This window comes from Pseudomonas sp. R11F (assembly GCF_050312575.1).
In the GTDB taxonomy this organism is placed as follows: domain Bacteria; phylum Pseudomonadota; class Gammaproteobacteria; order Pseudomonadales; family Pseudomonadaceae; genus Aquipseudomonas; species Aquipseudomonas palleroniana.
Map to the genome: position 1 here is coordinate 62,339 of NZ_JBNPJU010000010.1, position 24,860 is coordinate 87,198.

General features: G+C 60.8%; 22 protein-coding genes. 14 read left to right on the forward strand and 8 right to left on the reverse strand.

All coding sequences use genetic code 11. The features are described from left to right. Positions 1-118 precede the first annotated feature (118 nt). The 8 genes from livH to ACQRBV_RS02410 all read left to right on the forward strand — a co-directional run bounded on the left by livH (position 119) and on the right by ACQRBV_RS02410 (position 6,442). On the forward strand, positions 119-1,042 hold the full coding sequence (livH, locus tag ACQRBV_RS02375) for a high-affinity branched-chain amino acid ABC transporter permease LivH (protein WP_060753800.1): 924 nt from the start codon (positions 119-121) through the stop codon (positions 1,040-1,042). Further along, positions 1,039-2,292, forward strand: coding sequence for a high-affinity branched-chain amino acid ABC transporter permease LivM (locus tag ACQRBV_RS02380; RefSeq protein WP_198762047.1), 1,254 nt, complete (start codon positions 1,039-1,041; stop codon positions 2,290-2,292). The genes livH and ACQRBV_RS02380 overlap by 4 nt, the downstream gene beginning before the upstream one ends. Continuing rightward, positions 2,289-3,056: a high-affinity branched-chain amino acid ABC transporter ATP-binding protein LivG gene (gene livG, locus ACQRBV_RS02385; RefSeq protein WP_060753802.1), complete on the forward strand. Its 768-nt coding sequence runs from the start codon at positions 2,289-2,291 to the stop codon at positions 3,054-3,056. Before ACQRBV_RS02380 ends, livG begins: the two co-directional genes overlap by 4 nt. A 1-nt stretch (position 3,057) precedes the next feature. Further along, positions 3,058-3,759, forward strand: a complete 702-nt coding sequence (locus ACQRBV_RS02390) for an ABC transporter ATP-binding protein (protein WP_090366331.1) — start codon at positions 3,058-3,060, stop codon at positions 3,757-3,759. A 220-nt stretch (positions 3,760-3,979) separates the two neighbouring features. After that, a complete protein-coding gene (locus tag ACQRBV_RS02395) occupies positions 3,980-4,285 on the forward strand; it encodes a BufA1 family periplasmic bufferin-type metallophore (RefSeq protein ID WP_090366333.1) in 306 nt (101 codons plus the stop codon). A 23-nt stretch (positions 4,286-4,308) separates the two neighbouring features. Then, positions 4,309-5,187 carry a DUF692 domain-containing protein gene (locus tag ACQRBV_RS02400; protein ID WP_411984592.1) on the forward strand — a complete coding sequence of 293 codons (879 nt, stop codon included), beginning with the start codon at positions 4,309-4,311 and terminating at the stop codon, positions 5,185-5,187. Next, positions 5,184-5,960, forward strand: coding sequence for a DNA-binding domain-containing protein (locus tag ACQRBV_RS02405; RefSeq protein ID WP_411984447.1), 777 nt, complete (start codon positions 5,184-5,186; stop codon positions 5,958-5,960). Before ACQRBV_RS02400 ends, ACQRBV_RS02405 begins: the two co-directional genes overlap by 4 nt. Next, on the forward strand, positions 5,957-6,442 hold the full coding sequence (locus ACQRBV_RS02410; RefSeq protein ID WP_060753807.1) for a DoxX family protein: 486 nt from the start codon (positions 5,957-5,959) through the stop codon (positions 6,440-6,442). The genes ACQRBV_RS02405 and ACQRBV_RS02410 overlap by 4 nt, the downstream gene beginning before the upstream one ends. On the opposite strand, the gene ACQRBV_RS02415 is transcribed toward ACQRBV_RS02410, so the two are convergent. Beyond that, the gene (locus tag ACQRBV_RS02415) at positions 6,433-7,347 is read right to left on the reverse strand and encodes a LysR family transcriptional regulator (protein WP_161549748.1); all 915 of its coding nucleotides are present in this window, start codon (positions 7,345-7,347) and stop codon (positions 6,433-6,435) included. The genes ACQRBV_RS02410 and ACQRBV_RS02415 overlap by 10 nt on opposite strands. A 105-nt stretch (positions 7,348-7,452) precedes the next feature. Between ACQRBV_RS02415 and ACQRBV_RS02420 the strand changes: the two genes are divergently transcribed. The 3 genes from ACQRBV_RS02420 to ACQRBV_RS02430 all read left to right on the forward strand — a co-directional run bounded on the left by ACQRBV_RS02420 (position 7,453) and on the right by ACQRBV_RS02430 (position 10,540). Further along, the gene (locus ACQRBV_RS02420) at positions 7,453-8,052 is read left to right on the forward strand and encodes a short chain dehydrogenase (RefSeq protein ID WP_060753809.1); all 600 of its coding nucleotides are present in this window, start codon (positions 7,453-7,455) and stop codon (positions 8,050-8,052) included. A 96-nt stretch (positions 8,053-8,148) separates the two neighbouring features. Continuing rightward, the gene (locus ACQRBV_RS02425; protein ID WP_060753810.1) at positions 8,149-8,820 is read left to right on the forward strand and encodes a COG3650 family protein; all 672 of its coding nucleotides are present in this window, start codon (positions 8,149-8,151) and stop codon (positions 8,818-8,820) included. A gap of 106 nt (positions 8,821-8,926) precedes the next feature. Then, positions 8,927-10,540, forward strand: a complete 1,614-nt coding sequence (locus tag ACQRBV_RS02430) for an NAD(P)/FAD-dependent oxidoreductase (protein WP_198762054.1) — start codon at positions 8,927-8,929, stop codon at positions 10,538-10,540. 103 nt (positions 10,541-10,643) lie between these two features. Here the strand turns inward: ACQRBV_RS02430 and ACQRBV_RS02435 are convergent, their stop codons facing one another. Continuing rightward, entirely contained in the window at positions 10,644-11,738 is a 1,095-nt protein-coding gene (locus ACQRBV_RS02435; protein ID WP_060753812.1) for a PLP-dependent cysteine synthase family protein, read from the reverse strand. A 217-nt stretch (positions 11,739-11,955) separates the two neighbouring features. On the opposite strand from ACQRBV_RS02435, the gene nhaA reads away from it, so the two are divergent. Continuing rightward, positions 11,956-13,131, forward strand: coding sequence for a Na+/H+ antiporter NhaA (nhaA, locus tag ACQRBV_RS02440; protein WP_060753831.1), 1,176 nt, complete (start codon positions 11,956-11,958; stop codon positions 13,129-13,131). Between the two features lie 231 nt (positions 13,132-13,362). Then, the gene (locus ACQRBV_RS02445; RefSeq protein ID WP_060753813.1) at positions 13,363-14,985 is read left to right on the forward strand and encodes a methyl-accepting chemotaxis protein; all 1,623 of its coding nucleotides are present in this window, start codon (positions 13,363-13,365) and stop codon (positions 14,983-14,985) included. Between the two features lie 756 nt (positions 14,986-15,741). Here ACQRBV_RS02445 and ACQRBV_RS02450 read toward each other — a convergent pair. From ACQRBV_RS02450 to dinG, 6 genes are all read right to left on the reverse strand, one after another. Next, positions 15,742-16,206: a glycine zipper 2TM domain-containing protein gene (locus ACQRBV_RS02450; protein ID WP_060753814.1), complete on the reverse strand. Its 465-nt coding sequence runs from the start codon at positions 16,204-16,206 to the stop codon at positions 15,742-15,744. Positions 16,207-16,462: 256 nt separating this feature from the next. Next, a complete protein-coding gene (gene pdxH, locus ACQRBV_RS02455) occupies positions 16,463-17,110 on the reverse strand; it encodes a pyridoxamine 5'-phosphate oxidase (protein ID WP_060753815.1) in 648 nt (215 codons plus the stop codon). A gap of 27 nt (positions 17,111-17,137) precedes the next feature. Further along, complete coding sequence (locus ACQRBV_RS02460) at positions 17,138-18,292, reverse strand: OmpA family protein (RefSeq protein WP_244384098.1); 1,155 nt, start codon at positions 18,290-18,292, stop codon at positions 17,138-17,140. 143 nt (positions 18,293-18,435) lie between these two features. Further along, complete coding sequence (locus ACQRBV_RS02465; RefSeq protein ID WP_090372239.1) at positions 18,436-19,581, reverse strand: serine hydrolase domain-containing protein; 1,146 nt, start codon at positions 19,579-19,581, stop codon at positions 18,436-18,438. Positions 19,582-19,663: 82 nt separating this feature from the next. Next, positions 19,664-21,961, reverse strand: a complete 2,298-nt coding sequence (locus ACQRBV_RS02470) for a beta-galactosidase (RefSeq protein ID WP_060753817.1) — start codon at positions 21,959-21,961, stop codon at positions 19,664-19,666. Positions 21,962-22,058: 97 nt separating this feature from the next. Further along, positions 22,059-24,203 carry an ATP-dependent DNA helicase DinG gene (gene dinG / locus ACQRBV_RS02475; protein ID WP_060753818.1) on the reverse strand — a complete coding sequence of 715 codons (2,145 nt, stop codon included), beginning with the start codon at positions 24,201-24,203 and terminating at the stop codon, positions 22,059-22,061. A gap of 99 nt (positions 24,204-24,302) precedes the next feature. Here dinG and ACQRBV_RS02480 point away from each other — a divergent pair, with 99 nt between their 5' ends. Continuing rightward, the gene (locus ACQRBV_RS02480; protein ID WP_060753819.1) at positions 24,303-24,767 is read left to right on the forward strand and encodes a CopD family protein; all 465 of its coding nucleotides are present in this window, start codon (positions 24,303-24,305) and stop codon (positions 24,765-24,767) included. The last annotated feature ends 93 nt before the right edge of the window (positions 24,768-24,860 follow it).

Below are 24,860 nucleotides of genomic sequence, written 5' to 3' on the forward strand. Positions count from 1 at the left end.
AACCGTCACCAGCGGTTCGCTGGCAAACGCTTTGTGCGAATGTGCTCACAGAACACAGCACGGGGCCGGAACATGACTCCACCAGTGAAATGCGTATCGGGTTTTTAGGAGCGCTGTAATGCCTGAGATCTATCATTTTTTCCAACAGCTGGTTAATGGCCTGACCATTGGCAGCACCTATGCCTTGATAGCCATTGGCTACACAATGGTTTACGGCATCATTGGAATGATTAACTTCGCCCATGGCGAGGTGTACATGATTGGTTCCTACGTGGCCTTTATCGCCCTTGCCGGGTTGGCCATGATGGGTATCCACTCCCTGCCGCTGTTGATGACCGCCGCGTTTATCGCGTCAATCGTTGTAACCAGTGCCTATGGCTACAGTATCGAGCGGGTTGCCTACCGTCCCTTGCGTGGCAGCAACCGTCTGATCCCGTTGATTTCCGCCATCGGCATGTCGATTTTCCTGCAGAACACCGTATTGCTGTCCCAGGATTCCAAGGACAAATCCATCCCCAACCTGATCCCGGGGAGCTTCTCCTTCGGCCCAGGCGGTGCGGAAGAAGTGCTGATTTCCTACATGCAGATCCTGGTCTTCGTCGTCACCCTGGTGGCCATGCTGGGCCTGACCCTGTTCATCTCCCGCTCTCGTCTGGGCCGCGCCTGCCGCGCCTGTGCCGAAGACATCAAGATGGCCAACCTGCTGGGCATCAACACCAACAACATCATCGCCCTGACCTTCGTGATCGGCGCCGCACTGGCGGCTGTCGCGGCGGTACTGCTGAGCATGCAGTACGGCGTGATCAACCCCAACGCCGGGTTCCTGGTGGGGCTCAAAGCCTTTACCGCGGCGGTATTGGGCGGCATCGGCAGTATCCCGGGCGCCATGCTCGGTGGGCTGGTGCTGGGTGTGGCTGAAGCCTTTGGCGCCGACATCTTCGGTGACCAGTACAAGGACGTCGTGGCGTTCGGCCTGTTGGTTCTGGTGCTGTTGTTCCGTCCGACCGGCATTTTGGGCCGTCCGGAGGTTGAGAAAGTATGAGCAGATATCTTAAATCGGCGTTTTTCAGCGCCTTGCTGGTGTGGGCCGTGGCCTTCCCGGTACTCGGCCTCAAACTGAGCATTGTCGGCATCAACCTGGAAGTGCATGGCACCGGTCCCGTGACACTGAGCATCATCGCCCTGTGCTCGGTGCTGATGTTCCTGCGCGTGCTGTTCACCCAGCAGGTCGGTGCCCTGTTCAAGGGTAACCGTGGCCCACTGGTATCGCCCAAGGTCAGCCAATTCCTGACCCTGCCGCGTACCCAGCGCTACATCATCATCGGCTTGATCATCGCCGCGTTGATCTGGCCGTTCTTCGGCTCGCGCGGCGCGGTCGACATCGCCACCCTGATCCTGATCTACGTGTTACTGGGCCTGGGCCTGAACATCGTGGTGGGCCTGGCCGGCTTGCTCGACCTGGGTTATGTGGGCTTCTACGCCGTAGGTGCCTACACCTATGCGCTGCTCTCGCATTACCTGGGCTGGAGCTTCTGGATCTGCCTGCCATTGGCGGGTATGGCGGCGGCGACGTTCGGTTTCCTGCTGGGCTTCCCGGTGTTGCGTTTGCGCGGTGACTACCTGGCCATCGTGACCCTCGGCTTCGGTGAAATCATCCGGTTGTTCCTGCGTAACCTCACCGACATCACCGGCGGCCCGAACGGTATCAGCAACATCCCCAAGCCGACGTTCTTCGGCCTGTCGTTCGATCGCACCGCTGCCGAAGGCATGCAGACCTTCCACGAATACTTCGGGATCGACTACAACCCGGTGAGCAAAGTGGTGTTCCTGTACCTGGTCGCACTGTTGCTGGCGCTGGCGGCCCTGTTCGTGATCAACCGTCTGCTGCGCATGCCGATCGGCCGCGCCTGGGAAGCGCTGCGCGAAGATGAAATCGCCTGCCGGGCCCTGGGCCTGAACCCGACCATCATCAAGCTCTCCGCATTCACCCTGGGCGCCGCATTCGCCGGTTTTGCCGGCAGCTTCTTTGCCGCGCGCCAAGGGCTGGTGACACCTGAATCGTTCACCTTCATCGAGTCGGCGATCATCCTCGCCATCGTGGTGCTGGGCGGCATGGGCTCGCAGCTGGGCGTGATCCTGGCCGCGATCGTGATGATCCTGTTGCCGGAAATGATGCGTGAGTTCAGTGAATACCGCATGTTGATGTTCGGCGCCCTGATGGTGCTGATGATGATCTGGCGTCCTCAAGGCCTGCTGCCCATGCAACGTCCACATATGGAGCTGCGCAAATGAGCCGCGAGATCCTGAAAGTCGAAAATTTGAGCATGCGCTTTGGTGGCTTGCTCGCGGTCAACGGTGTGGCCCTGACCGTCAAGGAGAAACAAGTGGTCGCGCTGATCGGCCCGAACGGCGCCGGCAAGACAACGGTGTTCAACTGCCTCACCGGTTTCTACAAGCCCAGCGGCGGCAGCATCCTGTTGGATGGCCAGCCGATCCAGGGCCTGGCCGGCCACGAGATCGCCCGCAAGGGCGTGGTGCGCACCTTCCAGAACGTACGCTTGTTCAAGGACATGACGGCGGTCGAGAACTTGCTCATCGCCCAGCATCGCCACCTGAACACCAACTTCCTGGCGGGCCTGTTCAAGACCCCGGCGTTCCGCAAGAGCGAGCGCGAGGCCATGGAGTATGCCGCGTACTGGCTGGACAAGGTCAACCTCACCGAGTTCGCCAACCGCCCTGCCGGCACATTGGCCTATGGGCAGCAACGCCGCCTGGAGATCGCCCGCTGCATGATGACCCGCCCGCGGATCCTCATGCTCGACGAACCGGCCGCCGGCCTGAACCCCAAGGAGACCGAAGACCTCAAGGCGCTGATCAGCGTGTTGCGTGAGGAAAACAACGCCACGGTGTTGTTGATCGAACACGACATGAAACTGGTCATGAGCATTTCCGACCACATTGTGGTGATCAACCAGGGCACGCCACTGGCCAACGGGACGCCGGAACAGATCCGTGACAATCCTGAAGTGATCAAAGCCTATTTGGGGGAAGCGTAAAATGCTGCAATTCGAAAACGTTTCCACTTTCTACGGCAAGATCCAGGCCCTGCACAGCGTCAACGTGGAAGTGCGCCAGGGTGAAATCGTCACGCTGATCGGGGCCAACGGTGCCGGCAAGTCGACCCTGCTGATGACCTTGTGCGGTTCACCCCAGGCCCACAGCGGCAGCATCCGCTATATGGGTGAAGAACTGGTGGGCCAGTCGTCGTCACAGATCATGCGCAAGAGCATTGCGGTGGTGCCGGAAGGCCGTCGCGTGTTCTCCCGCCTGACCGTGGAGGAGAACCTGGCCATGGGCGGATTCTTCACCGACAAGGGCGACTACCAGGAGCAGATGGACAAGGTGTTGCACCTGTTTCCAAGGCTCAAGGAACGCTTCAACCAGCGCGGCGGCACCATGTCCGGCGGCGAGCAGCAGATGCTCGCCATCGGCCGGGCGCTGATGAGCAAACCCAAGCTGTTGCTGCTGGACGAACCGTCCCTGGGCCTGGCTCCGATCATCATCCAGCAGATTTTCGACATCATCGAACAACTACGCAAGGACGGTGTGACGGTGTTCCTGGTGGAACAGAACGCCAACCAGGCGCTGAAAATCGCCGACCGTGCCTATGTGCTGGAAAACGGCCGGGTGGTGATGCAGGGTACGGGCGAGCAGTTGCTGACCGACCCGAAAGTGCGTGAGGCGTACCTGGGCGGTTAAGAAACCGCGCTGAATGTGGGAGGGGGCTTGCTCCCGATTGCAGTGTGTCAGCCAAGAAGTACTTAGCTGAACCACCGCTATCGGGAGCAAGCCCCCTCCCACTTTTTTGCCCTGCCTGAAATTATTTCCGGCTGGCGTGTAACGAAATTCATCGTGCTACCTCTAGTGGGGTAAGCGGGCAATCAAGCCCGCCACAACCATCCACTGCTGGAGATACACCATGACCACTAAAACCCGTTCGCTGTCCGCCGCTACCCTCGTCCTGGCCCTGGGTTCAGCCCTGAGCCTGTCCACCCTGGCCACCACCGCCCATGCCGCCGACGACATGCAGAAATGCTTCGGTGTCGCCGAAGCAGGCAAGAACGATTGCGCCGCCGGTGCCGGCACTACCTGCGCCGGGACCTCCAAAGTCAAGGATCAGGCCAATGCCTGGAAACTGGTGCCTGCCGGCACCTGCGCTAAAACCCCAAGCTCCACCTCGCCGACGGGTTTCGGCCAGGAAGCTGCCTTCACCGCCAAGTCCTGAAACCCGGCACAACCTGAGTCAGGATCATGACGCTCTCACACCCACACACGGTCTTGTCCGCTCAGGTGCCCGGCCTCCCCCACAGGGCCGGGCTGGGGCTGAAGAACGAGCATTTCATCGAAGTGCTCGAGACCTCGCCCGACATCGGTTTTTTTGAAGTACATGCCGAAAACTATATGGTGGCCGGCGGCCCGTTTCATCACTACCTGGGCTTGATCCGCGAGCAGTACCCACTGTCATTGCATGGCGTGGGCCTGTCCATCGGTGGCGAAAGCCCGCTGAACCGTGAGCACCTGGCACGGTTGGCTGCGCTGATCGAACGCTATCAACCCCAGTCCTTTTCCGAACACCTGGCCTGGTCCAGCCATGGTCCGGTGTTTCTGAATGACTTGCTGCCCCTGGCCTATGACACCGCGACCCTGGACCGGGTGTGCGAACACGTCGATCAGGTCCAGAACGCCCTCAAGCGCCCCATGCTGTTGGAGAACCCGTCGACCTATCTACAGTTCCGGCGCTCGACCCTGGACGAGGTGGATTTCATCAGCGAAATCATCCGGCGCACGGGCTGCGGCCTGTTACTGGACGTCAACAACGTCTACGTATCGTGCATCAACCACCAACGCGACCCGCTGGCCTACCTCAACGCACTGCCATTGCATGCGGTGGGTGAGATCCATCTGGCCGGTTTTGCCGAAGACACCGACAGCCTGGGCGATCGCCTGCTGATAGATGATCACGGCGCGCCCATCGACAACGCGGTATGGCAGTTGTACGAGCAGGTGCTGACGCGGACCGGCCCGGTTGCCACGCTGATCGAGCGGGATAACCAGGTACCGGCCTTGCGCGTGCTGCAAGCCGAAGCGCAACAGGCCGACTGGCATCTTTCGCAGGTCACCCCATGAACCAGCACAATGCGTTTACCCAGGCCCTGCTCTCACCTGACCGGGCCTGCCCCGATGGCCTGTTCAGCAGCAACGGCGCCGACCCGGCGAGCCGCTTTGTGGTCTACCGCAACAACGTCCATAGCTCGTTGATCAATGCACTGGTAGCGGCTTACCCGGTGACCTTGCAATTGGTCGGCGAGGCGTTCTTCCGTGCCATGGCGGGCCTCTTCGTACAGGCGTGCCCGCCCACCAGCCCGCTGATCAGCGAATACGGCAGTGCATTTGCGGCGTTTATCGAGGACTTCGAGCCGGCAGCCAGCGTGCCTTATCTGGCCGATGTTGCGCGGCTGGAACGGCTGCGGGTTCGCGCCTATCACGCCGCCGATGCCCCGCCGATGGATCGACAAGCCATTTTGCTCGCACTGCAAGCTGAAACCGAATTGGGCAGCCTGCGCCTGCAACTGCATCCATCCCTCGCCACGCTGGATTCTGCCTACGCCATCGTCGGCATCTGGTCGGCGCATCAGTGCGAAGAGGCCATTGCCGACTTCAACCCCTGGCACGCTCAAAGTGCGTTGGTTTTACGCCAAGGACTGTCAGTCAAAGTCTTCGCGATCGACCCGGGCACGGCCGCGTTCATCGACCACCTGAACCAGGGCGTGGCGCTTGAAACGGCGGTGGAACACGCCCTCCAGGTGTCGGCCGAATTCGACCCGCTCCCCTGCCTGAACCTGCTGATCAACCACGACGTCATCACTCACTTGCACACCAAACAAAAGGTTTCACCATGAACACATCCTCCTCTTGCCTGATTAAACGGCTCATCGCGATTTTCGAGAAGATCCCCTACAGCGTGATCGCCTTTCTCGCACGTTTCTCCATCGCCGCGGTGTTCTGGAAGTCCGGACAGACCAAGGTCGAAGGCTTTGCCATCGACCTGGTCAGCGGCACCTTCCAACTGGGCGAGCCGCGTCTTGCCGCGTCCACCCTGCCGCTGTTTCGCAGTGAATACCACGTCCCCTTGCTGTCGCCGGAAGTGGCCGCACACATGGCTGCGTTTGCCGAGCACTTTTTCCCGGTCCTGATTCTGGTGGGCGTTGCCACGCGCTTCTCGGCGTTGGCGCTGATTGGCATGACACTGGTCATTCAACTGTTCGTCTACCCGGAGGCATACCCGACGCACGGCACCTGGATCGCGATATTGCTGCTGCTGGTCGCCCAAGGCCCAGGTCGCCTGTCCATCGACCACTGGATCGCCCGCCGCTATCGCTGAATTCGGTCGAGGGCTTCGCCGCTGCGCTTGAACCACTCCACCAGGTAATCGGCCAGCACCTGGGTACGACGCGGCAGCCCACCCTGGTAAGGATGAACCAGGTACATGGGCATACTGCGTGTGGAATAGTCACGCAGTAGCCAACGTAAACGGCCGTCAGCCAATTCAGCGGGTAACACGTAGGACGGTAGCCGCGCGATGCCCGCCCCCACCAGGGCAGCCTTTTTCAGCAGGTTGTAGTGGTTGGAGGCAAAGGTGCCGCTGACCCGCACCCGCAACAGCTCATGCTGCTGGTGATATAACCATTCCTCACGCCCGCTGTAGTGGCTGTTGAGCAGGCAGGTATGCGCCGCCAGATCCGCCGGGGTCAGTGGCTCACCATGCTGTTCCAGATAGGCTGGGCTCGCGCAGGTCATCTCGTGCCAGGCCAGCAATGGCTTGGCAACCAGGCGTTCATTCTCGATGGCGCCCATCCGTACCCCCAGATCAAAGCCGTCCCGGGCCAGGTCCCGGTAGCTGTTGTTCAGCTCCAGCTCGATCTGCACCTGCGGATATTGCTGGGAAAACTCCAGCAGCAAGCCATCAAAGAAGGTTTCACCCAACGACACCGGAACCGTCATACGTACCGGCCCGGCGAGATCGTCCTTGAGCCTCGCCAATGCCTGACGGGCGCGCTCCACTTGCACCACCAGCGCCTGAGCCTGAGGCAACAATGCCGCGCCGGCCGCGGTGAGGCTGAGCTTGCGGGTGGTGCGATGCAGCAACACCACGCAAAACTGCGCTTCCAACTGGCTGATACGCTTGGACAACTGTCCCTTGCTACACCCCAGTTGCTCGGCCGCCACCGTAAAGCTGCCGGCTTCGATCAGCACGGCAAAAGCTGCCAGGTCATCCATCTCGCTCATGGATTGTTTCCATTTGAAAACCAAAGGTTGCCTATTAGCGCGTTTATCCACTCGAAAAGCCATCTTAGACTGGATGCGAACCCTACATTCAAGGAAACCTGCACGATGAAAATCCTATTGATTGGTGCCAGCGGCACGGTCGGCTCGGCGGTCAAGGCGGAACTGGCGCAGCGTCACGAAGTGATCAGCATCGGTCGCAGCAGCGGCGACTTTCAGGTGGATATCAGCGACAGTGCGTCGATCCGCAAGCTGTTCGAGCAGACCGGCAAATTCGATGCGCTGGTCTGTACCGCAGGCAGTGTGAACTTTGTAGCGCTGGGTGAGATGAGCGAAACCGACTTTGAATTGGGCCTGCGTGACAAGCTGATGGGCCAGGTCAACCTGCTGCTGATCGGCCGTGAATACGCCAATGACGGTGCCTCGTTCACGTTCACCAGCGGCATCCTCAACCGCGACCCGATCCGCACCGGGGCCTCGGCGGCGCTAGTCAACGGCGCACTGGATGCCTTCGTCAAGGCCGCTGCGATCGAGTTGCCACGCGGTTTGCGCATCAACTCCGTCAGCCCCACCGTCCTGCTGGAAGCCATGGGCAGCTATGCGCCTTACTTCCGTGGTTACAAACCGGCTCCCGGCGCAGATGTGGCACTGGCCTACGCAAAAAGCGTCGAGGGACTGCAGACGGGGCAGACGTTTATCGTCGGCTGATTTTCACGTCTGTAAGAATCGCCTGAAGCTGGGCGCTGGACTTGTGATGCAGCGCCAGCCTGCGTAACGTGACGGCACTTGTCTGGAGACCCGATAATGCGCGCCGCCCGTACCCTCGTTCTGTTTGCCTTGCTTCCCTTGTTCGCCGCTTGCCAGATGTTCGAAAGCGAACCGGCCAAGCCGTCTATCGCCGGCCTGACCCGCATGCAGGGGGCGTTGACGGCAGTGGGCGGCAAGCTGTTGTTCCAGCCGTGCAACGATCAACGCAACTATGTGGTCAACGACACCGGTGGCACCAGCGTCCTGCAGGAAGCCGCTTCACTGGCCGGCCAGCAAGGCGAACTGTTTGCCGACTTGCGTGGCAAGTTCTCCGGGGTTGCCAGCGGCACCCAGGGTTCGGTGGAACTGCAACAACTCTATCGCGTCGAGCGTTCTACCTCGGCCTGCAACGATCCGGATTTCAAACGCACGATCCTGCGCGCCAGTGGCCATAAACCCGCCTGGACGATGAACGTCACCGCCAAGGGCATGGTGCTTGAACGCGAAGGCCAACCGCCTTTGGCCGTGCCTTACGTCGAAGAACAGATCGGTGATGGCCGCTTCAACCTGATGACCGAAGCCAACAACCAGCACGTCGAACTGTGGGTGGCCCCGCAGCGTTGCGTGGACAGCGCCAGCGGCAGCCTGCAGCACATGACCGCCGAACTGCGGGTCAACGGCCAGGTACAGCGTGGTTGCGCGGCGTTTGGTGGCTCACGGGACGACTGATTCGGCCCTGCGCTGTTTTAACCTGACGGAAACCTGCCATTGGGGCTTATAATCGCCGGTTTGCAAAACAGCCGGCCTCCTTGCCCGCCGCCTACCGGACCCTGTCATGTTACGAATCACCGAACTCAAGCTGCCCATCGACCATCCCGAAGAAGACCTGCGGCCAGCCATCGTGCAACGCCTGGGGATCGCCAGTGATGACCTGCTCGATTTCACCCTGTTCAAGCGCAGCTACGACGCCCGTAAAAAATCGTCGGAACTGTGCTTCATCTACACCATCGACCTGAACGTGAAAGGCGAAGCCGCCCTGCTGCTCAAGTTCGCCGACGACCGCAACGTCAACCCGGCGCCGGATGTCAGCTACAAGGTGGTCGGCCAGGCGCCGCAAGACCTGATCGAACGACCGATCGTGGTGGGCTTTGGCCCTTGCGGCATCTTCGCCGGCCTGCTGTTGGCGCAAATGGGCTTCAAGCCGATCATCCTCGAACGTGGCAAGGAAGTTCGCCAGCGCACCAAGGACACCTGGGGCCTGTGGCGCAAAAGCGTGCTCAACCCTGAATCCAACGTGCAGTTCGGTGAAGGCGGCGCCGGCACCTTTTCCGACGGCAAACTGTACAGCCAGATCAAGGATCCGAAATTCCACGGCCGCAAAGTGCTGCACGAGTTCGTCAAGGCCGGCGCGCCGGAAGAAATCCTTTACGTCAGCAAGCCGCACATCGGGACCTTCCGCCTGACCGGCGTGGTGGAGAACATGCGCCAGCAGATCATCGCCCTGGGCGGTGAAGTGCGTTTCGAACAACGCGTGACCGACGTGCTGATCGAAGATGGCCAGTTGAACGGTGTGGTGATCGATGGCGGCGAGCAGATCCTGTCCAAGCACGTGATCCTCGCCCTGGGCCATAGTGCCCGCGATACCTTCCGCATGCTCCACGAGCGTGGCGTTTACATGGAGGCCAAGCCGTTCTCCGTCGGGTTCCGTATCGAACACCCGCAATCGCTGATCGATGCCGCGCGCCTGGGCAAGTACGCCGGGCACCCGAAACTCGGCGCCGCCGACTACAAGCTGGTGCACCATGCCAAGAACGGCCGCTCGGTCTACAGCTTCTGCATGTGCCCGGGCGGCACGGTGGTCGCCGCGACGTCCGAGCCACACCGCGTGGTCACCAACGGCATGAGCCAGTACTCGCGCAACGAACGCAACGCCAACTCCGGCATCGTGGTGGGCATCACGCCTGAAGTGGATTACCCAGGTGGCCCACTGGCCGGGATCGAGTTGCAGGAGCGCCTGGAGTCCCACGCGTATATTCTCGGCGGCAGCAACTATGAGGCGCCGGCGCAGCTGGTGGGCGACTTCATCGCCGGCAAGCCCTCCACGGCCCTGGGCAGCGTCGAGCCGTCCTATAAGCCCGGCGTATCGCTGGGCGACCTGGCCTTGGCGTTGCCGGACTTCGCCATCGAGGCGATCCGCGAAGCCTTACCCGCCTTCGAGAAGCAGATCAAAGGCTATTCGCTGCACGATGCGGTGCTGACGGGTATCGAGACCCGCACTTCGTCGCCGCTGCGGATTACCCGTAACGAGTCGATGCAGAGCTTGAACGTGAAGGGCCTGTATCCAGCCGGCGAAGGCGCCGGTTACGCCGGAGGGATTCTGTCGGCGGGTGTTGACGGAATTCGGATTGCCGAGGCGTTGGCGCGGGATATGTTGGGTATCCAAGCCTGATCCAACGTAATTCAATGTGAGAGGGGACTTGCTCTCGATAGCGGTGTATCAGCTACAGATAAGCTGACATACAGACTGCTATCGCGAACAAGCCCCTCGCCTGTCAGATATTGGCGCGCAAGATCGTTTCAGGTAATGGCTCGCCGCGCTCGACACTGGCCGCAACGGCCGCCATCAAACCTTTCAATTCATAGCCCTGAGCGTCAAGCCAAGCCTGATCGTAATAGGTCGTGGCATAGCGCTCCCCGCCATCGCACAAGATCGCCACGATCGACCCCGACTCGCCTGCCGCTTTCATCTGCTGCGCCGCCATCAGGGCGCCAATCAGGTTGGTCCCGCTGGAGCCGCCGACCCGCCGCCCCAAGCGCTCGGCCAGGTAATGCATGGCCGCCAGCGACAGGGCATCCGGGACCTTGACCATCGCATCAATCACCTTGGGCAAAAACGACGCCTCGACCCGTGGCCGACCAATCCCTTCGATCCGTGAGCCACAGTCCAGGCGCAAACTGGCATCGCCGCTTTGATAAAAGTCGAAAAATACCGAGCGTTCGGCATCTGCACACAACACGCGGGTGCAATGCTGGCGATAACGCACATAGCGCCCCAGAGTTGCGGTGGTGCCGCCGGTGCCGGGGCTGGAAATCAACCAGCTCGGCTCGGGGTAATGCTCGAAGCGCATCTGCTGGAAGATCGATTCGGCGATGTTGTTATTCGCCCGCCAGTCCGTGGCCCGCTCGGCGTAGGTGAATTGGTCCATGAAGTGGCCACCGCTTTCCTTCGCCAGGCGTTCGGATTCGGCGTAGATCTGCGTCGGGTCCTGCACCAGATGGCTCTTGCCACCATAGAAGGCGATCTGGGCGATCTTTTCCTGGGACGTGGTCGCCGGCATGACCGCAATGAACGGCAGGCCGAGCAGGCGGGCGAAGTAGGCTTCCGAGATCGCCGTCGAACCGCTGGAAGCTTCAATCACCGGCGCGCCCGGCTTGAGCCAGCCATTACACAGCGCATACAGGAACAGCGAACGGGCCAGCCGGTGTTTCAAGCTGCCCGTGGGGTGGCTTGACTCATCCTTGAAGTACAACTCGATACCCGGCAGCCCCGGCAATGGCAAAGGGATCAGGTGCGTGTCGGCGCTACGCTGGAAGTCCGCTTCAATGATGCGAATGGCTTCACGGGCCCAGGTACGGTGGTCACTCATAAGATGGGTCTCTAAGGATTTCAGCCCGAATCTTAAGGGGTTTCCTACACTGCACACAGATACAGTGACGACTCAATTAGACACACAATTGCTAGGCTTTGGCGGCCTGCCGATCCTGAGCGCCGCTTATAACAAATAAGAATATAACTTTTGTTTTAACAACTAACGGTACGGGTTAGGGTACCCATCTATTGAACCTTGAATGGGAGAGCATCCCTTGCCTCTGCGTAGCACTTTCACCCGTTTCTTCCAGCTGGAAGCCGCCAGCGGCCTGTTGTTGATCGCCGCTGCCGCCCTGGCGCTGATCATTAACAACTCACCGTTGTCGCACCTGTATAACGCTTTTCTTGACGTGCCAGTGGTGGCACAGGTCGGCGCGCTGAAAATCGCCAAACCCGCCCTGCTGTGGATCAACGATGGCCTGATGGCCCTGTTCTTCCTGCTGATCGGCCTGGAAGTGAAGCGAGAACTCCTCGACGGTCACCTGTCCAAGCCATCGCAAGTGGTATTGCCCGGTGCCGCCGCCATCGGCGGCATGGTCGTACCGGCGCTGATCTATTGGGCGATCAACAAGGATTACCCCGCCGCGATGTCCGGCTGGGCGATCCCCATGGCCACCGATATCGCCTTTGCCCTGGGCGTCCTGGCGCTGCTGGGCAAGCGCGTGCCGGTGTCGCTGAAACTGTTCCTGATGACCTTGGCCATCATTGATGACCTGGGCGCCATTATCGTCATCGCGCTGTTCTACTCCGCCGATCTGTCCGGTGCCTCCCTGGCAGGTGCGGGCGCTTGCCTGATTGCCTTGATCGCCATGAACCGCCTGGGTGTGATCAAGCTTGGGCCCTACCTGATCATTGGCCTGATCCTGTGGGTCTGCGTGCTCAAGAGTGGCGTGCATGCCACGCTGGCCGGCGTGACCCTGGCATTCTGCATCCCGATGCGCACCAAGAATGCCGAACCCTCGCCGCTGCTTACCCTGGAGCATGCACTGCATCCATGGGTGGCCTACGGCATCCTGCCATTGTTCGCGTTTGCCAATGCCGGCGTGTCCCTGGCGGGCGTCAGCCTGGACAGCTTCACCCATCACGTGCCCATGGGTATCGCCGCAGGCTTGCTGATCGGCAAGACCATCGGCGTATTCGGCCTCACCTGGCTCGCCATCAAGACCGGCCTCGCCGCCCTGCCCAGTGGCGCCAACTGGGGCCAGGTGTTCGGTGTAGCGATCCTGTGCGGCATCGGCTTCACCATGAGCCTGTTCGTCGGTTCCTTGGCCTTTGTGCCGGGCGCCAGCGAATTCGCGGGTGAAGACCGAATGGGGATCCTGACCGGGTCGATCCTGGCGGCGTGTATCGGCTATGCGGTAACGGCCATGGCAAGTCGCAAGAAAGCCTGAGCCCTTTGCGGGAGCCGGTAATCGGCTCCTGTTCCCAACCCGCTATCCGATTGGACAGTGTTTACCAGTGGCGCTGCGCAACCGCAGCGCTATCTACCCGCCCCCTTCCTCCAATCCCCTAAAGACTTCCCCCCTGCCGCCGATTATCTGTTGTGGCGATCCCGCTGTCCCTCATAGGGACACCCGCTCCACCTTGTTCTCCAACGCGTCTCCAGCCCGAGCGACAATCCCATGTTCCTGAGAAATATAAGAATCGCAGCCAGGGCCTTCATCGGCTTCGCTGCTATTGCGTCACTGAGTGTGTTTCTCGGTCTGTTCGCCCTCAAGCAGATCGGCGAAGTGCAGTCCCAGGCTGCCGACATACAGAACAACTGGCTGCAGCGGGTCCGGCTGCTGGCCCTGGCCAATGCTTCGCTCGACCGTTTTCGCCTGGGGGAAATGGCGCACATCCTGTCCTCTAGCGATGCAGACATGCAGACCTACGAAGAAAAATCCGCCGGCCGCCTGAAGGCGGTCAAAGAGCAGTTGGCGCAATACGCAGCCCTCCTGAACACCGCCGAGGAAAAATCTCGTCTCGATGTGTTCAACCAGAGCCTGGACGCGTATGCGCAGAACCACACCGAGATGCTCAAGCGCTCACGTTCAGGCGACAAGGCCGGCGCCCGCGACTTTCTCAACAGCATTCGAGAAAGCTACGAGCACATGACCAAGAACTTTGACCAACTGATCGACCTCGCCAACAAAGGCGCGGAACAAGCCGGCCTGACCTCCGTGGACGCTTATCAACACGCCATGAAAGGCATCGCGCTCGTCATCCTGCTGGTGAGTGGTGGCACCGTACTGGTTGCCTGGCTGCTGACCCGAAGCATTACCCGCCCCATCAATGAAGCGGTGCAGGTCGCCGAAACCATCGCCAAGGGCGACCTGACCCAGCCCATCAATCCGACGGGCAATGACGAGGCCACTCGCCTGCTCAGGGCGCAGGAGACCATGCGTAACAATCTGGTGCAGACTTTGCGGCAGATTACCGGCTCATCCAGCCAACTCGCCGCAGCCGCCGAAGAACTGAATGCCGTGACCGCCGAAGGCAGCCGCGACTTGCAGCAGCAACATGGCGAAATCGAACAGGCCGCCACTGCCGTCACCGAGATGACTACCGCGATTGAGGACGTCGCCAGGAACGCGGCTTCAACCTCCGACCTCTCCCAAGAGTCGCGCAGCATTGCCTTGAAAGGCCAGCAGCGCATGGTCGAAGCCCTGGATGCCATCCAGGCCCTGACCCGTGGCGTTGAAGTCAGCTCCGAACAAGTGGGCAGCCTGGCCGAACAAGCCAAGGATATCGGCAAGGTGCTGGATGTCATCCGCACCATCGCCGAACAAACCAACCTGCTGGCGTTGAACGCGGCCATCGAAGCCGCCCGTGCCGGTGAGGCCGGTCGCGGTTTTGCCGTGGTTGCCGACGAAGTCCGCGCCCTGGCCCACCGCACCGCTCAATCGACCCAGGAAATCGAACAGATGATCGGCAGTATCCAATCCAACACTGCCAGCACCGTCAAGACCATGCTCGACAGCAGCAGCATGACCCAGCAAACCCTGTCACTGGCCGAGCTGGCACAACAGGCACTGGCGGATATCCTGATGGCCAATAATGAGATCAACGATCGAAACCTGGTCATCACCACCGCTGCGGCCGAGCAAGCCGACGTTGCTCGGGCGGTTGATCGCAACTTGCTGAATATCCAGCAGCTGTCGATTCAATCCGCGGAGGGCTCGACCCAAACCACCAGTGCTTCCCAGTCCCTCGCCAGCCTGGCGCATGAATTGAATACGATGGTGAAGCACTTTCAGGTTTGAAATCGGGACGCAGAAAACCAAAAAGCCGCCTCGGTCTAAACCGAGGCGGCTCACTTCTCAGACCTTACAGGTCATCGAAGCTGTCCCGCAGGAATACCCATACGTGATAAACACGAAGGCAGTTCACTACGAGGTTCCACGTACGTCGTGCAAACTTCGACATACTCGGCCCTCCGCAAGTTGGGCCTAACCTCCAGCACACTTACCGGAACATGTGCGCCTTCGGATGCTGTCACCGCGTCCTTTGAGGTGGCTGGGTTGATGGGCCTTCCGCATCAATCCGGCACGGATTACTAGCCCGTGGCGGCGGGTCCAAAACTTGGTCACTGACCCAACCGACCAGCAAAAAATAACGAATGTGGAACGGCGTCGATACTAACTGAGCATCCGACCGAACGTGTGACAAAACACCATAGAATACCGTTGGAAAGCCTTCAGATTTATTTCCGCTTTTTGCAGACAGCCGACACAAAAAGACCCACAAACGTTGGCCACCACTCGTCACCGAACCTTGCACGCCCCCTTGAGCGACGGTAGGATTTCGCCCATGTCATCGCGTCCTATGAGTATGCGGAGCCCAGCTTAAAATCTGCTTCGCAATAAAAAACCGCCCTACTAAGGCGGTTTTTTATTGCCTGCTTTTTCGTCATTTACGAAAAGCCTCACGTTTGAACGTTTCTCATAAAAAGTCTCGCACCAAGATACAAAAACCCCAACCGGTCACCCGGTTGGGGTTTGTGTTTCTACAACCGACGCTTACTGAGAAACGCGGCTTTGACCGTTAACGCTCATGATGCGCACGCGTTGGCCGATGCGGAAGATTTCATTCGGGTCAACGGCCTGGACGTAGGCGCGCATGCTGCCGTCGTCTTCGCGAACGGTGATTTCGACGCCTTGGGTGCGGGTCAGGCCTTCTTCGGCGGCGGAACCCAGCAGGCCGCCGGCAACGGCACCGATGACGCCCGTGACGATACTGCCACGGCCACCACCGATAGCACTGCCGCCGACGCCACCCACCACGGCACCGGCCACGCTGCCGATTGGGGTCTTGGTGCCTTCGATTTTCACTGGACGCAGGGATTCGATGGTACCCATGCGAACGGTCTGTACACGACGCGCGTCATCACGGGAGTACGAGTCGCCGGTCAGACTCGAGGCGCAGCCACCCAACAGCAACGACAGGGTGGTAAAGCAGGCAACTAGTAAAACGGACTTACGCATAGCATCAACTCCAAAGGACAGGGTTTCATTAAACGCTGCGACTCGACGCCTGTCACGGCAAGCCGGGCAGAAAATTGCTTTCATTCAGCCTGAGTACAGACTGCCAGCACCATAGAAACCGACGAATGGTAGCATTTACACTGTTCCAAGAGAGCGTTATGGACACGCTCATCCGTGTTGCCGCACGCTCGAAAACACCTGAAGCCTCTTGATTCGAGGCTTCGGCGTGGAGGATCGAGCGTCAGGAAGGAAAAGCTCAGGGAGCCAGGCGCTCGCGCACCCAGTCGGCGCCTTGCAGGCGGTAGTTCAGGCGGTCATGCAGGCGGCTGGCGCGGCCCTGCCAGAACTCGATGCGTTCCGGCAAAAGCCGGTAACCACCCCAATGCTCCGGGCAATCGGGCTGGGTATCGCTGAAGCGTTGCTCGGTGGCCTTGAGCAAGTCCTGCAGTTCTTCGCGGTCACGAATGACCTTGCTCTGCGGGGACGCCCATGCCCCCAGGCGGCTGCCCAATGGGCGAACCTGGTAATAGGCATCGGACTCTTGCGGCGTGACCTTCACCACCCGCCCTTCGATACGCACCTGGCGCTCCAGGGTCGGCCAGAAGAACGTCATGGCGGCAAAGGGCCGCGCCGCAAGTTGTTCACCCTTGGCGCTCTGATAATTGGTGAAGAAGGTAAAGCCCTGCGCATCCAGGCCCTTGAGCAACAGGATGCGACAGTGCGGGCGACCTTCCTGGTCAACCGTGGCCAAGGTCATGGCATTGGCCTCCACCGGTGGCTGCTCGGTTTTCACCGCATCGCCAAACCATTGGTGGAACAGGGCAAACGGCTCGTCCGGGGCCTGGGCCTCACTCAAACCGTCCCGTGTGTAGTCACGGCGCATATCGGCCAGTGCCTGGGTCATGCGGCTTTATCCTTCTGGTTCAGCGAATCAGTTTTTTGCCTGGTCGTTCGAAGCCGGTGCTGCGGCTTTGGCTGCAGGCTTTTTGGCTGCAGGCTTGGCCGCAGCTTTCTTGGCAGCAGGTTTGGCGGCCGCTTTCTTGGTCGAAGCCTTTTTCGCCGGCGCTGCTTTTTTAGCGGCCGGTGCCACGGGTGCCGGAACGTCCTGCACAGCGATCATTTCAGCCTTCGGCGGGTTAGCCGAATTGTACTTGCTCAGCAAGGCCAGCATGGTGGTGCGCTGGGTGAACATGATTTCCATGCGGCGGTTCAGGGCGCGGCCCTGGTTGCTGTCGTTGGCGGCACGCGGCATCAGGTCACCCATGCCACGCAGCATCAGGCGGTCTTGCTTCAAGCCGCTGAGGCTGAAAATCGAAGCGATGGATTGTGCGCGTTCCTTGGTCAGAGCCTGGCTTTGCGGTTCAGCACCGTTGGCGTCGACGTGACCCAGTACCAGCACGGCGGTCTTCGGGTCGCCCTCTACGGCCTTGGCAACACGGGTGAAGGGGCCCAGGGTCACCGGCAGCAGCATCGCCGGGCGTTTCGGGTTATAGGACCCGTCCACCGGCGCAATGATCACCAACACGTTGTCACGGCGCTCAAGTTGCAGGTTGCTGTCCTTGATCGCGGTGCGCAGGCGCGGCTCGTAGTCGTCGAGCCAGGCTTGGGTGATTTTCGGGTCAGGCATCGGCACGTTGGTTACATCGACCTTGGCCAGTGGTTTTGGCTTGCTTTCGAACGGCCACCACCAGTGAGCTTCGTCGGTCTTGGCAACGGCAGGCGCTGCAGCCGGGGTTGTTGCCGGAGTGGCGGCCTTGAGGTCGGCTTTCAGGTCGGCCTTGGCATCGGCAGCTTTTTCGTCGGCGCTTTTGGAGGAGAACGGCCACCAGCTGGAACCGGTGTCGGCCTTGGCTACCGGGGCAGGCGCTGGAGCGTCGGCTGCAGCGGCCACAGGTGCGGCAGGCTTGGCGCCGGCGGCAGGCTTGGCATCCGGTTTGGCGTCGGTTTGGCTCACTGCGTCCTTGGTAGCAGCCTTGTCAGATCCAAATGACCACCAATGCCCACCTTCGGCATCATTCTGTGGAGTTTGTGCGCAACCAGTAATAGTGAGGCACAGCGCCAGTGCCAAGGACTTGTTCGATAACATGAGATATCCACAAAATGAGAAAAAACCGGAGGGTCTGGATGACCCGTTAAACAGACACTTAATGAACATTTAAGTTACGTCATTTCGTTCAGCGTCTTCTTATACGTGCCTTTGTAACAAAAAATTGTGAAACAGCAAGCGGTTTACAGACAACCGGCCAATATTCCGACCAACTTCTGCGCACGCGGGTCCATAAGTACATAGGGGCCCAGCGTATTAGTCACAAAACCGAACGCTACATCATGTTCCGGGTCGGCAAAACCCACCGAGCCTCCCGCCCCAGGGTGCCCAAACGCACGCGGGCCAAGGCCGAAGGTCGCGTTGGGCAACTGCGGTTGATCCAACATGCAACCCAGGCCGAAACGGGTTTGGGTCAATAAGGTTTTATCCGGCCCGATACTGTGTTCACGGGTCAATTGTTCGAGCATGTCGCTTTCCAGCAAACTACCGTCCAACAAACCGCTATAAAACCCCGCCAGGCTTCGTGCATTACCGTGACCATTTGCCGCTGGCTGCTGCATGCGTCGCCATTCAGGCTTATTAGTGCTGGTGAGAATAGAGGGTGGATTGGCGAATGCACGCGTTGTCAGTGCCGCAGGTTCGCGCATCATTACTTGCAACAACCTTTGTGCCGCTTCATCGCCCATGTTGCCTTTGCTACGCGCTATATGGGCGACACGATAAAACTCTGCGTCCGCCAACCCCACATGGAAGTCCAGGCCCAACGGTCGTGCAACCCGCGCCACGATGGATTCTCCAGGCCCACGCCCATCGGCGCGGCGCAGCAGTTCGCCTACCAGCCAGCCGTAGGTGATGGCTTCATAGCCATGCCCTTGGCCGGGCGTCCACCATGGGGCCTCGGCTGCCAGGGTGTCGACCATCAACTGCCAGTCATACAGGGCTTCGGCAGGCAGCATTTCGCGGATCGCCGGCAACCCGGCCTGGTGACAGAGCAACTGGCGAAGGGTAATCATCTCCTTGCCCGCCGCGGCAAACTCCGGCCAGTAATCGGCCACGGGGGCATCCAGCTTCAGCTTGCCTTCGGCCACCAGCTGCAAAGCCGTGACAGCGGTGAAGGTCTTGGTGCAGGAGAACAGGTTGACGATGGTGTCGCTGTGCCAGGCCTCGGCCCCGTCCTTGTCGGCAGTGCCGGCCCACAGGTCGACGACGGTTTCGCCGCCGATCTGGATGCACAGCCCCGCACCTCGTTCCTGCGGGTCATCGAACAACGCGGCAAACGCTTCGCGTACCGCTTCGAACTGGAGTTCGTAATGACCCTGAATCTGCACCTGCGCGCCCTCGAAAAACACCGTAAAAAGTGGCCGACATTGTTCCAGCCATTGTGGCATTTGTGAACCCGTCAACGCTCAATCAGTGACCATTTCCAGAGTGCCCGCCGGCGTGCCCGGCGCCCTGCCCCGCACCTTTGCCGTCGTGCCCCGACTTGCCGCCTTCACTTTCACGCACTGCGCTGTCCGCCTTGGCTTTCAGCGCCTCCTTGCCCAGTTGGTCGACGGTCGCCAGGTTACTTTTACGCACACTTTCGACAAAACCCTGGTACGGCACGTCAGTGATGCCGACGAGGCCGAAGTGGCCGTTCTCGCCGTCCAGCAGTCGACCGGTCACCGGTTGATCCAGGTACTGGAACCAGTGCACACCGACAATCGACGGTTCGGCCATGGCCTGCTTGAGGAAGGTGCCGTACGCCGTGCCGCGGTCTTCTTCCTTGGCCAGTTGCGTTACGCCACCCCAGAACGGCCCCCGGTCCGCCGAGCCGAAATTGAACTCCGTGATCAACACCGGCTTATCCAAAGCGCGCAAGGCGGCGAAGTCATAACCGTCCTGAGGCTTGAGCGTGTACATGTTGAAACTCAGCACATCGCAATACTGGGCGCAGGACGCCACGGCTTCCGGGGTGCTCACAGCGTAGCGCCCGCCCAGCAGCAACTGGTTGGGCGCGTGCCATTTCAGCGAGTCGGAAATGGTCTTGAAGTAGGCGTCGGCGAAGGTCTTCTGGAAATATTTGAAGTCAGCTTCGATTTCCGGGTGTTCAGGGCTGGGCAGCGGCGGCTCGAAACCTGGATCTTCCATCAGCTCCCAGCCGGACAGGTGGATGCCCCAGGCTTTCGAAAGCCCCTCTTCGTTGCGGTACTTGTCGCGCAATTGCTTGAGGAACGCACGCTTGGCCGGTACGTCGGTAGTCATGCGCAACGTGCCGTAGGCCAGGGCGTAACGTGCCTTCGGGTCATCCCCCGGGCCGGCCCAGGCCAGTTCGTTGTCGGCGAAGTAGCCGATCAACCACGGGTCATCACGATGATCGCGGGCGGCAATGGCCACGGCACGCTCGGTGGCCATGGCGAAACGCGGGTCGAACGGATCGGGCATGCCGCCCCACCAGTCGGTGCCAGTGCTGATGCTGGCGTAATCACCGACGATCGACAGCGGCAAGGTGTAAGGCACGCGGTCGGCGCTGGCCAGGTCCGGGTCGCTCCAGTTGCCCACGGTGTTGAAACCCCAGGCTTGCAGGCGATCCAGGGTGTGGGTCACCCAACGCTTCTGGTCGAACCCTTCGGTATCGTAGGTCCGTTGCAGGTTGGCGCCGTAGAAATCGTACCAACGCCCGGCCGCGAAGCCGCGCCCCTCGCCCGAGCCGTTGCCGGTGCGGTTATCGGCGCTGCCGTAGTACTTGTCGAAGGGCTCGCCGGCCTTGGGCAACGCGGCGAACATCCATTCACGGCCAGCCACGTAGGTCTGGCTGTTATCCGGTGCGACGGTGTTGACGCCCAAGGAGTAGAACGGGTGACCTTCCGGCGTCACCAGGTACCAGCGCCCGTCGCGCTTCTCGGTGCGGAAAAAGCCGCTGGCCTCGAATGCCGGGCCTTTGTTCCAGCCGCCGTAGCGGTCCAGGGACGCTTTGTCACGCTCCGCCAGCCAGCCCTTGAGTTGCTGCTGCTCCTTGGCGGCCGCGGCCTTGAGTTGCTCGTCGCTGCCGACCTTTTCCGGCCAGCGCGCACGCGTGGACTGGCCATAGGCATCCACCAGGTCACTGTAGGCCGCCTTCAATACCGGCTCGCTGTCCTGCACACCAAAACGTTCCAGCAGGATACTTTGGGCCGCATTGGGCTTGATCATCGACAGTGTCACCGATGCCACCTGGCTGCGGTCGACGTCACCGGCGCTGGCGGCGAGCAGCACACGCTGGCCGTCCACGGTGATCGGCATCGGCGGGCCGGCCTTCATGCCCTGGCTCAGCGGCGAATTGGCCTGCAACGGGATCAACAGGGTCTGGGCCGGGCCGGCCGGCAGATCGATACGGCTGACCAGGGTCTTGCCATCGGTACTCTGCACTTTGACGTAGAGCGTCAATGCCCAGTCCATGGCGCTTTGGATGCGCAGGCTCATGGCACTGCTCTGGGACCAGTCCCAGACGCCGGACTGCGGGCTGAGCACCAGGCTCGGTTCAGCGGCGGGGTTGAAGGTGATGCGGCGCAACACCTCGCCTTCGGGGGTTTGCTCGGCGTTGTATTGCGGCAGGCTGGCGTCCTGGGTCGCCACCTTGACCACGTCGGCAGGCCGGACGAAGTTGAACAGCGTTTGTTGCCCGGCAGGCGCGGCCATCAAGGGCGCAGCGAACAGCAGGGCAAAAAGGGCAGGCAGCGTGCGAATCATACGAACAAGGCTCTCCAATCGGCCGGTGAATGGCCTGATGACTTAAATCGACAGCGACGACATAGACCACGAAATGGGCGAATCCGCCCACAGTGGCTTAAGAAATTTCGCGCCTGAATGGTGGCAAGGCATTCAGAATGGCCTTGCCGTAGCGCTGGGTGACCAGGCGACGGTCAAGCAAGGTGATGGTGCCCCGGTCCTGCTCCGTGCGCAGCAAGCGCCCGCAGGCCTGCACCAGTTTGAGGGAGGCATCCGGCACCGAGATTTCCATGAACGGGTTGCCGCCCCGGGCTTCGATCCATTCGGCCAGGGCCGCTTCAACCGGGTCATCCGGCACCGAGAACGGGATCTTGGCGATGACCACGTGTTCGCAATAGGCGCCGGGCAAGTCCACGCCTTCGGCGAAACTGGCCAGGCCGAACAGCACGCTGGAATCGCCGCCATCGACCCGGGCCTTGTGTTTGTTCAGGGTTTCCTGCTTGGACAGGTTGCCCTGGATAAACACCTGCTTGCGCCAGTCACGGTCCAGGCCATCGAACACATCCTGCATCTGTTTACGCGAGGAGAACAGCACCAGGGTGCCACGTGAACCCTCTACCAGTTCCGGCAGGTCACGGATGATCGCTGCCGTATGCCCCGCCGCATCCCGTGGGTCGGCCTTGAGGTCCGGCACCCGCAGCACACCCGCATCGGCGTGATGGAACGGGCTCGGCACCACTGCGGTGACGGCTTTTTTCGGCAGGCCGGCGCGCATGCGGAAGCGGTCGAAGGTGCCCAGGGCGGTCAGCGTGGCCGAGGTCACCAGGCAGCCGTAGGCCACGTTCCACAGGTTGCGGCGCAGCATTTCGGCGGCGAGGATCGGGCTTGCGTTGACCTCGATATCGAACAACGCACCGCTTTCCGACAAGGTGAGCCAACGGGCCATGGGCGGGTTGTCTTCCGGGTCTTCGACGGTAAAGGCGGTCCATAACTCCCAGTTGCCCTGGGAACGGGACAACAGGCTGCCAAACAGGGGGTACCATTCTTCGGCCTGGTTGCTGGCGATCCCGATGTTGACCTCGCCATCCATCCCCTCCTTGAGCAAATCGGTCAGGCGGGTGAACAGGTCAGTCAGGCGTGAAAAGCCCTTTTTCAGTTCGATGCCCATTTCGCGCATATGCTCGGGGATCAACCCGCCGACAAAGCGATGGCGTGGGCGCTCGCGGCCCTCCACGTCTTCGCCGGGCTTGAAGTCGGCGACCTGTTCGCAGGCGCTGAACATGAATTGCTGCTGGGTCTTGATCTCCCGCGCCAGCTCCGGCACCTGTTCGATCAACTTGCCCAGGTCGCCAGGCAACGGGTGCTGGGCCAGCAGCTTGGTGAGGTTCTTGGCGGTGGTTTCCAGCCAGTCGGCGGTGGAACGCAGGCGCGTGTAATGGGCGAAGTGGCCGATGGCTTTGTCCGGCAGGTGGTGGCCTTCGTCGAAGACGTAGAGCGTGTCGCGCGGGTCCGGCAGCACGGCGCCGCCGCCCAGGGCCAGGTCGGCCAGGACCATGTCGTGGTTGGTAACGATCACATCGACCTTGCCCATGCCTTCGCGGGCCTTGTAGAAGGCGCACTGGCCGAAGTTGGGGCAATGACGGTTGGTGCACTGGCTGTGGTCGGTGGTCAGGCGTGCCCAGTCGGCGTCTTCCAGGGCGGTGGGCCAGCTGTCGCGGTCGCCGTCCCATTTGTTGCCGGCCAGTTTCTCGATCATGCTGGTAAACAGCTTCTGGCTGGCTTCATCGACTTCGATCTTGAAGCCTTCTTCTTCGAACAGTTGCGCAGTGGCGGTTTGGGCATGGCCTTCCTGCAACAACACGTCGAGCTTGGACAGGCACATGTAGCGGCCACGCCCTTTGGCCAGGGCGAAGCTGAAGTTCAAGCCGCTGTTGCGCATCAGGTCGGGCAGGTCTTTGTAGACGATCTGTTCTTGCAGGGCGACGGTCGCGGTGGCGATCACCAGGCGCTTGCCGGCGGCCTTGGCGGTGGGGATCGCAGCCAGGCTGTAGGCGACGGTCTTGCCGGTACCGGTTCCGGCCTCGACGGCCACGACCGCAGGCTCACCTTCGCGGCGGCCTTCGTCGTCGGTGTCGATATCCCCGAGGACCTTGGCCACTTCGGCGATCATCAGGCGCTGCCCGTACCGCGGTTTCAAGCTCTTGGCTTCGAGAAAACGCGAATAGGCGCCCTGGATCGTGGTTTTGAGTTCAGTGCTGATCATGAATAGTCGGGCGCAAAAAACGCTGGATAAATTTTCAGTGGTTCGGATCGGCCGCTATCATAACCCGCTAATTAATCCCGCGCAGAACGGAGTACCACAATGACCGTGTTTAGCCTCGCTTATACCCTGCATGTATTGGCCGCCCTGATCTGGGTAGGCGGTATGTTTTTCGCCTGGATGATCCTGCGCCCCGCCGCCATGGCGGCACTTGAGGGCCCCGCCCGGCTCAAGTTGTGGGCAAATGTGTTTCAACGTTTTTTTGTGTGGGTCTGGGTCGCGGTGCTGGTTTTGCCGATCAGCGGTATCGGCCTGCTGCAACTGCGCTTCAACGGCTTTGAGACGGCGCCGCGCTATGTGCAGGTGATGATGGGGTTGTACCTGGTGATGACGGCACTGTTTATCCGTATCCAGGCACTGAAGCTGCCGTCATTGCGCGCGGCGGTGGCCGCTGAGGACTGGCCGGCGGGCGCAGCGGTGTTGGGGCAGATCCGCAGGCTGGTGGGCATCAACCTGATCGTCGGGTTGGTGGTAGTGGCGATCGCTTCGGCCCGGCCGCTCCTGTAGTGAGCGGGCTTGCCCCGCGCTGGGGGGCGAAGACGCCCTAAAACCAGACACCTCGGTCTCTCTGAAACACCGCGGCGTTCTTATTGGGGCGGC

Excerpts from the sequence above, each read along its gene's own strand:
- livH (WP_060753800.1), top strand. The coding sequence starts at position 119 with ATGCCTGAGATCTATCATTTTTTCCAACAGCTGGTTAATGGCCTGACC.
- ACQRBV_RS02380 (WP_198762047.1), top strand. The coding sequence starts at position 1,039 with ATGAGCAGATATCTTAAATCGGCGTTTTTCAGCGCCTTGCTGGTGTGG.
- livG (WP_060753802.1), top strand. The coding sequence starts at position 2,289 with ATGAGCCGCGAGATCCTGAAAGTCGAAAATTTGAGCATGCGCTTTGGT.
- ACQRBV_RS02390 (WP_090366331.1), top strand. The coding sequence starts at position 3,058 with ATGCTGCAATTCGAAAACGTTTCCACTTTCTACGGCAAGATCCAGGCC.
- ACQRBV_RS02395 (WP_090366333.1), top strand. The coding sequence starts at position 3,980 with ATGACCACTAAAACCCGTTCGCTGTCCGCCGCTACCCTCGTCCTGGCC.
- ACQRBV_RS02405 (WP_411984447.1), top strand. The coding sequence starts at position 5,184 with ATGAACCAGCACAATGCGTTTACCCAGGCCCTGCTCTCACCTGACCGG.
- ACQRBV_RS02410 (WP_060753807.1), top strand. The coding sequence starts at position 5,957 with ATGAACACATCCTCCTCTTGCCTGATTAAACGGCTCATCGCGATTTTC.
- ACQRBV_RS02415 (WP_161549748.1), bottom strand. The coding sequence starts at position 7,347 with ATGAGCGAGATGGATGACCTGGCAGCTTTTGCCGTGCTGATCGAAGCC.
- ACQRBV_RS02420 (WP_060753809.1), top strand. The coding sequence starts at position 7,453 with ATGAAAATCCTATTGATTGGTGCCAGCGGCACGGTCGGCTCGGCGGTC.
- ACQRBV_RS02425 (WP_060753810.1), top strand. The coding sequence starts at position 8,149 with ATGCGCGCCGCCCGTACCCTCGTTCTGTTTGCCTTGCTTCCCTTGTTC.
- ACQRBV_RS02430 (WP_198762054.1), top strand. The coding sequence starts at position 8,927 with ATGTTACGAATCACCGAACTCAAGCTGCCCATCGACCATCCCGAAGAA.
- ACQRBV_RS02435 (WP_060753812.1), bottom strand. The coding sequence starts at position 11,738 with ATGAGTGACCACCGTACCTGGGCCCGTGAAGCCATTCGCATCATTGAA.
- ACQRBV_RS02445 (WP_060753813.1), top strand. The coding sequence starts at position 13,363 with ATGTTCCTGAGAAATATAAGAATCGCAGCCAGGGCCTTCATCGGCTTC.
- ACQRBV_RS02450 (WP_060753814.1), bottom strand. The coding sequence starts at position 16,206 with ATGCGTAAGTCCGTTTTACTAGTTGCCTGCTTTACCACCCTGTCGTTG.
- pdxH (WP_060753815.1), bottom strand. The coding sequence starts at position 17,110 with ATGACCCAGGCACTGGCCGATATGCGCCGTGACTACACACGGGACGGT.
- ACQRBV_RS02460 (WP_244384098.1), bottom strand. The coding sequence starts at position 18,292 with ATGTTATCGAACAAGTCCTTGGCACTGGCGCTGTGCCTCACTATTACT.
- ACQRBV_RS02470 (WP_060753817.1), bottom strand. The coding sequence starts at position 21,961 with ATGATTCGCACGCTGCCTGCCCTTTTTGCCCTGCTGTTCGCTGCGCCC.
- dinG (WP_060753818.1), bottom strand. The coding sequence starts at position 24,203 with ATGATCAGCACTGAACTCAAAACCACGATCCAGGGCGCCTATTCGCGT.
- ACQRBV_RS02480 (WP_060753819.1), top strand. The coding sequence starts at position 24,303 with ATGACCGTGTTTAGCCTCGCTTATACCCTGCATGTATTGGCCGCCCTG.